Below are 12,593 nucleotides of genomic sequence, written 5' to 3' on the forward strand. Positions count from 1 at the left end.
AATATCTTCGCTACTGTCCGTGTTATCATTAACTTCTATGTTATAAAGATTGATACTCTCCTCAGAAGTAAGACTCTCAGCACTAACAACTGATCCCCCCGTTGGGAAAAATGCAGCTAATGTCTCCCTCCGTTTCCAGCCACTCCTGTGCCTTCATATTCAAATAACAGCACCTTGGCCTAAGCCTAAACAAAAAACCGCTCCTATCGCATCTCGGGAGCGGTTCTTTGATGCCAATATCTTACTCGAACAGCGGCACCTTCGGGTCTTTGCCATTGCAGTGGACCAGCATCGCATGCAGCTGTCCCCGGTGATGGTACAGGTGGGCCAGAATCTCAAGCAGCCACTCGTAACGGGTATAGGTTGCGCCCCAATAGGACGTTACCTCCCGATGCAGTTCTTCGTCGTCCATATCATGAAATGCCTGCGCCAGATACGAATAGCTCGTTAACAATTCAGCCTGGATATCCTTCAGGTTATTCAGCGACACGCCGGCGTAATAAGCGCTCATCTCTTCCTGCGTCGCCCCGCCGGATATAAGGAAGTCGGCCCTGCAGATGACCGCGATATGCTTCAGCAGCTCGCCGACGGAATGCTTGTCCGCCGTTGGCCTGACGAGCAGATCCTCCTCTGTTAGCTTGTCAATAATCGCCACGACCGACAGCACCGCCACTTCGATCTGGTGCAGCGCATATGTACAAAAGGTATTCATTCCCGTTCTCTCCTATCTTAGGTTGTCGTTCAGCATGCTTGGGGTATGTAGTTTAAAACTCCGCTCTATATTATAGAACACATGTTCCTGTATTTTCAATCAGAACCACCCGTCAAACGGGTGGTTTGCTCTTGGGGTATAACCCCTTGTTGCCAAACTGCGCCTAAAGACGCTAGCCTGACAATAAAATTGTTCAGGCTCAGTGTAATTTGTCACTTTCACTTACCAGTTAAACTGGTTTACTTCTTCTTGTTACTGTTTTTGCTGAATGGATCTTCATACTCTTTCACACTCAGTTTATCAATTGCTTGGTCGTGTGCTTCTTGCTCACGAATGTATTTTGCTACAGTTGCTTCATTTAAGCCCACTGTGCTGACGTAGTATCCCTCCGCCCAAAATTTTCGATTACCATATTTATACTTCAAGGTAGCATGCTTCTCGAATATCATGAGTGAGCTTTTCCCCTTCAGGTATCCCATAAATGATGATACTGAGATTTTTGGGGGAATTGCTACCAACATATGTACATGATCGGGCATCATGTGACCTTCGATTATCTCCACTCCCTTGTATTTGCATAATCGTTTGAAAATTTCGATTAAGTCTTTCCTCACTTGATTATAAATCTCTTTCCGTCTATACTTCGGGGTGAACACAATGTGGTACTTGCACATCCACTTCGTGTGAGCTAAACTATAGCTCTTGTTTGCCATCTAAGACCATTCCTTTCATTATTGAGCCTGAACATCTCAATTTTATCGGAATGGTCTTGTTGGTCAAACCCTCGATCCCTCCACCCGCATAGCGGGTGGTTTTTTGTTTCGCACGCTTCGCGAGCTCAACTGGCTAAAGCCGTAATAAAAAACAACCTGGTTCTCTTTGAAGCGAGAGAACCAGGTTGTTGTCCGTGTATTTGCTGTTCGTGTTGTCGTGCTGTCGTGCTGTTCATATTATCTATCCGACCAGCGTATAGCCGGTCGTATTTTCAAGCACCTTCACGTTGAAGGATGCTCCGCCGGCATCACGCGTTACGCTGACCGACAGATGGCCATTACCGATCGCGATCCGCTCGGCCTTCAGCTCGTTCATGCCCTCCGGCAGGAACGGTGACAACGCGATTTCCTTCTTAGGCGCATCGGGGTACAATCCGAGCATCGCCTGCAGAAAAGCGATCGACGTGCCGGCCGCCCATGCCTGCGGCGAACAGGTCGTCGGATAAGGCACCGGATAACCGAGCCCCGCATCATTCCCACAGAACAGCTCCGGGAGGCGCTGGTACTCGAAGTGCTCCGAGGCCTTGAGCAGTCCGGAAATGACCTTGCCGGCCTCTTCCTTGAAGCCCTGCTTGCCCAGCCCAAGCAGAATCATCCCGTTATCGTGCGGCCACACGCTGCCGTTGTGATAGCTCATCGGATAGTAGCCCGTGGAGCCTGTGCTCATCGTACGGATGCCGTATCCGCTGAACATGTCGTCCTTCAGCATCCGCTTGGACTGGGCTGCGGCCCGCCCGGCTTCAGGGAGCCCGCTCATGAGCAGATGCCCGGGATTCGAGGTTACGCTTCGCACCTGACGCTGCTCCTTATCCAGCGCAATCGCGTAGCACTGCTGATCCTCCATCCAGAACGCCGCCTCGAATCTTGCGCGGAGCTCCTCGGCCTCCTCTTCGAGCTTGCGGGCCAGCTCGTGCTCGCCCATGTCAGCGAACACGGGGACGAGCGATTTCTTCGCCTGATATACATATCCTTGCACCTCGGACAATGCGATGGGCGACTCCGCATATTCCCCATGCTCATGGATGATGGAGTTCGCTGAATCCTTCCAGCCTTGGTTTGGGAAGCCCTTCTCGGCTTCCTGCTTGTAGGCCATGAAGCCGTTCCCCGCTTCCAAGGCAGCATTGATATAATCAAGCGCCCGCAGCATGTTCGGCTTCAGCTCCCCCGCGAGAGACAAATCGCCCGTCCAGCGGTAATATTCTCCGATCAGGGCAAGAAACAGCGGAGTGGAATCGATCGTGCCATAATAAGGAGAGAACGGCGATTGCCCGGTCATAACCAGCTCACCGTAACGAATCTCGTGCATGATTTTTCCCGGCTGCTCGTCTCGCCAAGGATCCGTCTTCTCCCCTTGATTGGAGGCCAGCGTCTTCAGGGTTCCCTTGGCCAGCTGCGGATTCACCGGCAGCATGAACAGGGCGGTGATCAGGCTGTCCCGGCCGAATGGAACCGCGAACCATGGCAGTCCGGCCACCGTCGTGTCGCCGAAGCCGACGTCCAGGGTCAGCATGCGCAAATCCTGCAGACCTCGCTCGAACAATCCGCTGAACACGGCAGAGTCGGATTTCACCCGCGTGCTGTTTGCGTACCACTGCGCATAGGAAGCCTCCAGCTTCCTCAGCCCCTCGTCATAAGACAGCGGCTCCGGCTCCGCGTGCTCCTCCGTGATCGGCGCAATGAAGAAGGTGACCACCCGCTGTTCCTTCGGTTTCAAGAACATCGGGAACGTAATCGTTCCGCTTCCATGCGCCTTGCCGCCCTCGGCATCCCAGGAAATGCGCGTCTCGCGTCTTTGGCTATCCGCGCCCATATAAGACAGCGTCAGCTCCCGGTCTTTGGCGCGTGCTTCTTCCATGCGGCCAACGTCCCCGGTGCGGTATTTCCGAACCAGGAACATATCCTGGAAATCGGCATCGAATGCGACCGAAAACTCAACGTTCCGGGCATCGATAAAATAGTTGGTCAGCGTGCAGCGCTCGTAGAGGATCCCGCCGTAAATAAACCGCTCCCGGTGCAGCTCGATCGCTCCCTCATCCTTGGAATCCTTCATCAAGCGGAAGGAAGCGATGTAGCTCTTATCCCCGGCGGAGGACAACAGGGAAGGCTTCTCCCCGTCAATGAACGCCTCCATGCGGCTTAAGAAGCGCGTATCCTTCGTATATAAACCGTGACCCTGATCATCCCCAGGAGCCATATCCCCATTCAGCCCCGTCAGAAAGAACAGATCCCCTTCCTTAATTACGCGATAATCCATCATTCATCCCCCTTTTATCGCCCTTACGGCGTTTCAAATCACGGTGAGCTCCGTACGCAGCCCTTCCTCCGAATGCGGCCCGACCCAAATATGAAACTTCCCGGGCTCAACCGTGAACGCCATCCGTTCGTCGAGAAGCCCGAGCTCATCCGGCCCAAGCGCAAAATGGACGACACGGCTCTCTCCTGGCTCAAGAAACACCTTGCTGAAGCCCTTCAGCTCCCGGACGGGACGGGTAGAGCTGGCCACCAGATCCCGGATGTACAGCTGCACGGTCTCTTCGCCGGCGCGCTTGCCGGTGTTCCTGATTCTCACAGACAAATTCGCGCTCTCATCCTTGCCGATTACAGGCTTGTCCAGCGCCAGATCCGCATATTCAAACGTCGTATAGCTGAGGCCGTACCCGAACGGGTACAAAGGCGAATCGTCGCAATCGATGTAATCCTCGTACAAGTGCGGACGTCCCGTATTCTTCCGATTGTAATACATCGGAATTTGTCCGGTTGCCCGCGGAACGGTTACCGGCAGGCGGCCGCTCGGGTTGTGCGCCCCGGTCAACACATCGACCACGGCATACCCCGCAGCCGTCCCCGGGTGCCATGCCTCGATGACCGCATCCGCCAGCTCGTGCAGCCATGGCGCCGCGAGCGGGCGACCGTTCATCAGGATGACCACGACGGGCGTGAAGGTCCGGCTCTTCAGCTCCCGGATCAGCCGCTCTTGGCACGCCGGGAGCGTAATGGACGCCACATTGTAATGCTCCCCGGTCATCGGCTCCGATTCCCCGACGACCACGACCGCGACGTCACAGCGCCCTGCCAGGTCCACGGCACGATCGATCCCTCCGGGAAGTTCCTCCAAAATGCCGCTGCCCGGTTCATGGAACACCTGCGTATCCGGAGCCAGCTCGGATTGGAAGGCATCCCATACGGTAACAACGTCCTCGTCGCGGCCCTTCCACGCCCAGCAGCCCATCGTATTGTGGCGATCGTCGGCCAGCGGCCCGATCAGGGCCAGCTTCTTGAATCGTCCGGTATCCAGCGGCAGGATGCCGTCATCGTTCTGAAGCAGCACGATCGATTTGCGTGCGCTGTCCCGGGCCTGCTCCAGATGAGCGGCAGGAATGCCGATTTCCTCCGGATCGTCCTCGCTTACATAAGGATTCTCGAATAAGCCGAGCCGGAATTTCACTTTCAGAATGCGAAGCACGGCATCATCCAGCAGCTCCATCATCTCGGGATGCTCCGCAATGATGGACTCCAGATGATCGAGATAGACGCCGGAATGCATATCCATATCGACGCCTGCCGCCAAGCCTTTCAGCGCCGAATCTCTACGGTCCTCCGCGTAGCCGTGATGAATCAGCTCCTCAATCGACTCCCAGTCGCTGACCACGATGCCGTCAAAGGCCCACTCCTCCTTCAGAATATCCCGCAGCAAGTACCGGCTGCCCGATGCAGGCACGCCGTTCAGCTCGCTGAATGCGCTCATCACCGACATGGCGCCGGCCCGAATGCCGTGCGCAAACGGCGGAAGCACCGTCTCCCGCAGCGTCCGCTCCGACATATCCGTCGTATCGTAATCTCTTCCGCCCTCGACAAAGCCGTACCCGGCGAAGTGCTTCACGCAGGCAGCCACGGCCGGATATCCGGACTCGTTCGGGCTCTGGAATCCCTTGACCTTCGCCGCGGCAGCCAGAGAAGACAAATACACATCTTCGCCCGTGCTCTCCGCGATGCGTCCCCACCGGGGATCGCGCGTAATATCCACCATCGGGGCAAAGGTCCAGCGGATGCCTTCGGCCGCCGCCTCCCTCGCCGCGATGCGGGCATTCTTCTCCATCGCTTCGGGATCCCAGCTGGCGGCTTCGCCAAGCGGGATCGGAAAGATGGTCCGGAAGCCGTGAATGACATCGTCGCCGATCAACAGCGGGATGCCGAGGCGGCTTTGCTCCACTGCCAGACGCTGCAATTCATTTATTTTCTTCGCCCCGTGAACGTTCAGCAAAGACCCGATCCGCCCCTCGGCGACCAGCTGCCTCTCCCGTTCCTCGCAGCGGCCGTATTGTACCGTCTGGCCGATCTTCTCGGCCAGCGTCATCCGGGCTAACAGCTCCCGCGCTCGCTGTTCTGCTTGATCCATGCAGCTCCCTCCTCAACGTATGTCTACTTAGCGATCAACAATCAGCAATCTAGCCTTTGACGCCGGCATTCGAGATGCCTTCAATATATTGGCGCTGGAACAGGAAGAAGAACAGGATGATCGGCAGCGTCGACAGCACGACGCCCGCCATGATCATCGGTGTATTCTCGAAGAACATGTCCTTCACGCTGTTCAGGCCGACGACTAGCACGTACATCTCCGGCGTATTGGCGAGCGTGCTCGGAATCAAATAGCTGTTCCAGGTGCCCGCAAACGCAAGAATCGACATCGTGATCAGGGAAGAGCGCGCCAGCGGATAGACGATCCGCCAGAAGGCGCCCATCTTCGTCAAGCCGTCGATGCGGGCGGCTTCCAGAAATTCATTCGGAACCGAGATAAAGAACTGCCGGAGCATGAAGATATACAACCCTTGATACAAGAACGGCACCGTCAAGCCCCAGAACGTGTTCAGCCATCCCAGCTGCGCCACGTTCACATATACCGGGATCAGAATCATGTGATAAGGCACCATCATCGTAGCCACCACGATCCAGTAAATCAGGCCTTTCCCGCGGAAATTCAGCTTGGCAAGCGCAAAGCCGGCCATCGGGTTAATGACGAGGTTGCCCAGCACGACGGCGCCGGTCATGATGACCGTATTCAGAAACCATCTTGGCACGTTGTACGCATCGTTTGTGAAGAATACCTTGAAATTTTCGAACGTCCAGTTGGCCGGCGACGTCAGCGTATTGACATACCGCATCGGAATGACGGACGTATAAATCGTATAGAGAAAAGGAAGGGCGAATAAAAGCCCCAGAATGATCGTGCCGATATACAGAAACGGCCGATTGCTGTTTATGCGGGTCTTCATTGCTCTCACTCCTTCTCATCCAGGAATTTTTTTTGCAGGTACGTGATCAGCATAATAATGATAAAGAACAGTACGACCGCCGCGCTTCCGTATCCGATGTTCATGTAACGGATCCCGTGCTGGTAGAAGTACGTCACCACCGTGCTGGTCGCTCCCGCCGGCGAGCCGAGTGCGCCGTAACGCGAAATCGCCGCGATCTGGTCGTAAATCTGGAAGCCGGCGATAGTGGATACCGACACGATAAAGAAGGTGATCGGCTTCAGATAAGGCACGGTGATATAGCGGAACTTGTTCCATTTCGAAGCGCCGTCGATCTCGCCGGCCTCGTACAGATCCTTCGGTATTTCCTGCAGGCCGGACAGATACACGATCATCGTGAAGCCTGCCTGCTGGAAAATGAACAGGATGCAGACGAACAGAAGCGCATAGCGGGTATCCGCAAACCAGGTGACGTTCCCGAAGCCCAAAACGCCGAAGAAATCGGTCAGAAAGGTCCCTTGCTTAAACATCATCATGAAAACGGTCGTAATGGCGATCTGCGAGGTGATATACGGCAGGAAAAACACCGTACGGAAAATCCCCTTGCCCTTCAGCTTCTGGTTCACGAGGATGGCCAAAAGCAGCCCGAGCAGCGTTTGGATCGGGATCGAAATGACCACGATCTCCAAGGAATGCAGCAGCGCCCGGAAAAACTCCTTATCGTGAAGAATCGCCGTATAGTTCTCGAGGCCGATGAATTTGGCCTGGTCCAGTGCCGCAAAATTGGCGTCCTGGAAGCTTCTCACGAAGGATTGGATAAACGGATATAAAAACCACCAAGCCCACAAAATCAAAAAGGGCAGCGTAAACAACCAGCCGAGTGTCTTGTCGGAGTCGGCCAGCGAACGCAGCCAGGACTGCTTGATCTTGCCGCCCTTCGCGCCGACATGCTTGCTGCTGTATTCGGACATAAGTTATCCCCCACTCCCATGCTAGAATTGAATCGCTCATGCAAAATAAAGGCTCCCGCCTCCCTGATATCAAGGAGCGGGAGCAGGTTGTTGCCTGTTTTTCTTATTGGAACTGGCTCTGAATATCGTCGAGAATTTGCTGAGCCGTCTTACCGGAACCGCCAAGCACAAGGCCTTCCAGCTCTTTCACCAGTTCATCCGTGAAGCGCTTGGTATCGGTCGGATAGCCATAGTCGGTGCTGTATTCCAGCGCCGGCTGAAGCGCCTTGAACTCCGGATTTTTCTCGAAGTATTTCTCGGACAGCGACGACACGGCAGGATTGAAGCCAAGATCCATGAATGCGGTTTGCGTGTCGTCATTGGTCATGTAATAAGCGGCCTTCAGTGCGGCCTCCTTGTTCTTGGCATCCTTCAGCACCATATAAGCGTCGGAGCTCATGGTGCTGCCGTTCGTTGTGCCTTTCGGAACCGGAATCGCAACGTATTTCATATCCGGGTTGGCGTCCTTCAGGTAGCCTTTATACCAATATCCGCCGGTGCTCATAGCACCCAGGCTGTTCGCGAACACTTCGCCGTCCCAGCCGAAGCCGGCGGATTTCGGAGTAACCGCGATGCCTTGGTTGTACATGTCGATGATCAATTCCAGCGCTTTTACGTTTTCAGGGGAGTTTATGGTCTTGCCGTTGCCCCATCCGCCGCCGAAGCTTTTCACGTAGTTCGTAATATGGAATGCGTCCAGATTGACGATAATGCCTTTTACATTGCCTTTGTTCAGCACTTTCGCCGCTTCGATCACTTCGTCCCATGTGGTTGGGTAATCGCCAAGACCGGCGTCCTTCCACATCTGCTCGTTAATGAAGAACATGGCCGGCATGTCGCTGTTCGGAATGCCGTACTGCTTGCCGTCAACATTCCAGATCTTCTTCGAGGTATCCGGGAAACGGCCCATGTCAACGCCCGTCGCTTGAACCAGATCATCAATCGGCGTGAACAGGCCTTTGTTGATGTACTCGTATGCGCCTTCATTGGACATCTTAATAAAGTCAGGCGCTACGCCTGCCGCAATTTCGCCGGGCAACGTATTCCAGAACTGCTCGCTGCTCGGATACTGCTTGATCTTCAGCTCGATCTCGGGATATTTCTCGGAAATGGTATCGGCTGCTTTCTGGTAGATCTCCAAATCCTGCGCCGTACCCCAGAAGCCGAAGTTTACGGTCACTTTCTCTCCGGATGCTCCTTCTTTATTGTCAGCGCTTTTATTGCCGCCGCAAGCGGTTAACGCGACAACAAGAGCCAGGCATAATACCAGCATGGCGGAAATCTTCTTGTTCACTTTACCCATGAATGCTACCCCCTATGTTTCGTTTCGTTAAACCTTACACATTCATGATAAGGAGTCCGAAGAATAAAAAAAATTAATCAAATGATGATTAATTTTTTAATATTGACTATTTTTTTATAGATATCTTGCACGAGAGAAACGATTTTATGAAAAATTACACTTTCTTCTCTAAAATCACACTTCTTCTTTCCTATATTGCTTAGGAGATAAGCCTGTGTATTTCTGAAATACAATCGCAAAATGGGCCTGATTATGAAATCCCACCATCTCGGCGACATCATATATTTTGTATCGATAGTCCCGAAGCAGTCTCTTCGCTTTCTCAATCCGGAGCTCATTAATATAGTCGAACAGCCCTTGGCCAACCTCCTGCTTGAACAGCCGGCTGACGTAATTCGGGCTGACATGCAGCAGCTCCCCGAACAATTTCAGGGAAAGGCTCTCGGCATAATGCTCCTCGATATATTCCATAATGCTGCGCGTAAGCTGGCTGTAGCCTTTATTCGACAGTCGCTGGCGCTGCTTGAGACGGTCCTCGAACAGCTTCCGGTATCCCGCGGCCATTCCCCGGAAATCCTCGATCTCCTCGAAGCCTCCGCTGTGCTCCGCCCCTGATTCAACTTTGCCGTCGTCCCCGCCGATCATGAACAGCAAGCCTTCGTACACTTTGCGGACATCCCGCTCCTCCATGCACTCCTCCTGCTCCAAGAACGCCTCCCAGCGGGACAGCAGCTCCAGAAAACGTTCATTCTCCTCTTCCCGCAGCGCCGACTTCATCTGGCTCACATAGGCATCCGCCTGCTTCAGCGCGCTCTCCCCCTGCAGCCGCAGATGCTGATAATAGAAGATGGACGTATCAGGATGGTAAAAATGATGGGACAGCGCTTTAGCCGCCTGCTCATAGCCTGCAGGAATGGCGCTGTAGCCTTCGAACCAATCGCTGACGCCCAGCACGATATCGATGTTCACGAACCGCTTCAGGGCCGAGCTGATCATCTGCACCAATTTGTTTACGCGGTTTAGGGATGCGAGCAGACTCTTATGCTCGCTGTTGCTGATGAATACGCAGCTATGCTGGACGTCTAGCTGCAGGTATTCGACCTCCTTCTCTTTGGAGAGCATCTCGCGCACCACATTTTGAACGGTGCTGGGGAGCACCGATTCGGTTTCTTTCGTATATCGCTGAATGACGGTGCGATAGTTTTTGATTTTAAAGAGAACGATATACATATTCCCTTCCTCAAGACTCGTTTCGGACAGGTCCTGCACCTTGCCTTCGAGGGCCTCATACAGCAGCTGTTCCTTCCGGCTGCCTTGCGTCACCACGGTCGGCGGGGCAGGCGTCCCGCTTGTTCCAAGCTGCTCCCGGATGCTCCGAAGCATCGCTGTCAGCTCGCGTTCGTTCATATCCGGTTTATGGAAGTAATCGAAAGCCCCAAGCTTCAAAGCTTCCTTCACATAAGCTATATCGTCGAAGCTGCTAAGCACCACGATCTGAACCGGCAGCTGCTGCTCACGAACCCTGCGAAGCACCTCAATGCCGTCCAGCTTGGGCATTTTGATGTCGAGGAGCACCACATCCGGGTCCTTGTCCGCAATTTGCTGCAGCGCCTCCTCTCCGTCACCGGCCTCTCCGACGATCTGCACACCCTGAGCTTCCCAGTCGATTGCTGACTTGATGCCGATCCGAACGAGCGGCTCGTCATCCACGATAAGTATCCGCACTTGCTATCACCCTGCTTCTTCTGTGATGATCGGAACGCGGATCCATGCCACCGTTCCGCCTTGCTCCCTTCGCTGGATCCAAAGCCCGTATTCCGGACCGAAGTGAAGGGATATCCGGTTACGAATATTGTTCAATCCGATCGAGTTGAAGCCATCCCTTGGCCCGTTCTGTTCCTTCTTGGGCTGCCCGTCCTCCGGGAAGCCCCGTCCGTTATCCTCGACCTTCATGACAAGCGCTCCTTGATCCTCATAAATAGCGATGATCAGGTGGCCTTTATAGTCAATGCCTTCGAATCCGTGAAACACCGCATTTTCCACTAGCGGCTGCAATAGAAACTTCAGCGTCCTATATTTCATAACGGCCGGATCGACCTCATACGTGACATCGAAGGTATTAAAGTACCGAAAATCGAGGATTTTGGTGTAATTCTCCATGAATTCGACCTCCTCGGCAATGGTAACGTAGTTCCCTTCCTTCTTTACCGTGAACTTGATGACGGACGAGAACGCCTGCAGCGCTTCTTCGATGCCCGCAGCGCCCTGGATTTTGGCCATCCACTTAATCACGTTCAGCGTATTATAGATAAAATGCGGGCGGATCTGCGACTGGAGCGCATTCATTTCCAGCTTCCGCTTCTCCTCCTCCTCCACGTAGATTCGCTCGATCAGCTCCCGGATCTCCTTGAGCATTTGGTCGACCGTGTTGTTGATGACGCCGATCTCCCCACGCTGCTTCGTATCCAGGCTTACGTTCAGCTGCCCTTGGGATACCAGCTTCATCTTGCTGTTGAGCACCGCCAGCGGCTTCATGATCGTGGTCGCGATTCGGGCGGAGATCAGGATCGAGAGCACCAGAAGCAAGATGAGGACGCCGATCAAAACCGCTACCATCAGGTACACGATCGAGAACAGGTCCTTCTTCGGAATGACGGTGACGGCCTTCCAATTCGCCAGCGAGGAACCGGAAGAAATGATATAGGTGTCCCGGGCAATCTGCGTGTTCACCTTGCCGTCCTTATGATATTGAAACTCGCTGCCAAGCACCTCGGAAGCCGGCAGCCCGATCTCTTCCGCATTCATGCTGTGAACGATCCGGTCGGCTTCATCGATAAGGTAAAAGCTCGTGTTTTCCGAAAAGGCCGTATCGCTCCACAGCGTCTTCAGCTTGTCCACCGAAATGTTAAACAGGATAAAGCCGAGGTCCTCCTTCGTATAGGGGTCCATAATGGCCCGGCCTACCGATACGACCGGCACGCCCTTGGCGGACAGCAGCTCCTCCTTGTGTATGCCGATTGGCACAAAGAGTCCATACGCCTCCCGGATCTTCCGGACAAACGGCTCCTCGGTGAATCGGTCCCTGAAATAAGCAGCATTCATATATTCCCGGTTGCTGCGGCCGATGATCGACTTGCTGTTCTCATGATAAATGACCACCGAATCGATCAGATCAGAATATAGCATGATGCCGCTCTGGATCAAGCCGTTCACTTTGTCGAAATCCTGGCCGCGTTCCAGCAGGGGATACTCGATTTTGGCGTAATCCTTGCGCATGATCTGATACACCGTCGAGTCCTGGATCGGGAACATTGACAGCCGCAGCAGGGGCTGAAGGGATGTATCGATATTTTTGACGATCTGTTTATTGTTCTCCACGGCCGCATCAATCATCGTTGTACGGTTGTTGTCCACATATACCCAGGATACGATCCCGCCGATCAGAATGAGCGGCACAATGATGAAGCAGGAGAAAGCGGCGATCAGCTTATGCTCCAGGCTTAAATCCAGCATTTTCTGTTTTAGTCTGTTCATGCTAGAGGTCTC

9 protein-coding genes are annotated in these 12,593 nt (G+C 53.9%); all 9 read right to left on the reverse strand.

Going from position 1 to position 12,593, the window contains the following annotated elements; translation table 11 throughout:
- Positions 1 to 241 precede the first annotated feature (241 nt).
- The 9 genes from NSQ46_RS28015 to NSQ46_RS28055 all read right to left on the reverse strand — a co-directional run bounded on the left by NSQ46_RS28015 (position 242) and on the right by NSQ46_RS28055 (position 12,581).
- Positions 242 to 712 (reverse strand): DinB family protein, encoded by a 471-nt coding sequence (locus tag NSQ46_RS28015; protein ID WP_007130627.1) that lies wholly within the window; start codon positions 710 to 712, stop codon positions 242 to 244.
- Between the two features lie 239 nt (positions 713 to 951).
- The gene (gene tnpA / locus NSQ46_RS28020) at positions 952 to 1,425 is read right to left on the reverse strand and encodes an IS200/IS605 family transposase (RefSeq protein ID WP_251535087.1); all 474 of its coding nucleotides are present in this window, start codon (positions 1,423 to 1,425) and stop codon (positions 952 to 954) included.
- A gap of 241 nt (positions 1,426 to 1,666) precedes the next feature.
- Positions 1,667 to 3,739: a glycogen debranching N-terminal domain-containing protein gene (locus NSQ46_RS28025; protein WP_342577022.1), complete on the reverse strand. Its 2,073-nt coding sequence runs from the start codon at positions 3,737 to 3,739 to the stop codon at positions 1,667 to 1,669.
- A gap of 33 nt (positions 3,740 to 3,772) precedes the next feature.
- Positions 3,773 to 5,881 (reverse strand): beta-glucosidase BglX, encoded by a 2,109-nt coding sequence (bglX, locus tag NSQ46_RS28030; protein WP_007130629.1) that lies wholly within the window; start codon positions 5,879 to 5,881, stop codon positions 3,773 to 3,775.
- A gap of 49 nt (positions 5,882 to 5,930) precedes the next feature.
- A complete protein-coding gene (locus NSQ46_RS28035) occupies positions 5,931 to 6,755 on the reverse strand; it encodes a carbohydrate ABC transporter permease (protein ID WP_007130630.1) in 825 nt (274 codons plus the stop codon).
- Positions 6,756 to 6,760: 5 nt separating this feature from the next.
- The gene (locus tag NSQ46_RS28040; protein WP_007130631.1) at positions 6,761 to 7,705 is read right to left on the reverse strand and encodes a sugar ABC transporter permease; all 945 of its coding nucleotides are present in this window, start codon (positions 7,703 to 7,705) and stop codon (positions 6,761 to 6,763) included.
- A 103-nt stretch (positions 7,706 to 7,808) separates the two neighbouring features.
- Complete coding sequence (locus NSQ46_RS28045; protein WP_007130632.1) at positions 7,809 to 9,047, reverse strand: sugar ABC transporter substrate-binding protein; 1,239 nt, start codon at positions 9,045 to 9,047, stop codon at positions 7,809 to 7,811.
- Positions 9,048 to 9,221: 174 nt separating this feature from the next.
- Positions 9,222 to 10,772, reverse strand: coding sequence for a response regulator (locus NSQ46_RS28050; RefSeq protein WP_341034538.1), 1,551 nt, complete (start codon positions 10,770 to 10,772; stop codon positions 9,222 to 9,224).
- A gap of 6 nt (positions 10,773 to 10,778) precedes the next feature.
- The gene (locus tag NSQ46_RS28055; RefSeq protein WP_040738808.1) at positions 10,779 to 12,581 is read right to left on the reverse strand and encodes a sensor histidine kinase; all 1,803 of its coding nucleotides are present in this window, start codon (positions 12,579 to 12,581) and stop codon (positions 10,779 to 10,781) included.
- Positions 12,582 to 12,593: the final 12 nt, after the last annotated feature.

This window comes from Paenibacillus sp. FSL M8-0142, assembly GCF_038597315.1.
Lineage (GTDB): Bacteria > Bacillota > Bacilli > Paenibacillales > Paenibacillaceae > Paenibacillus_AQ > Paenibacillus_AQ lactis.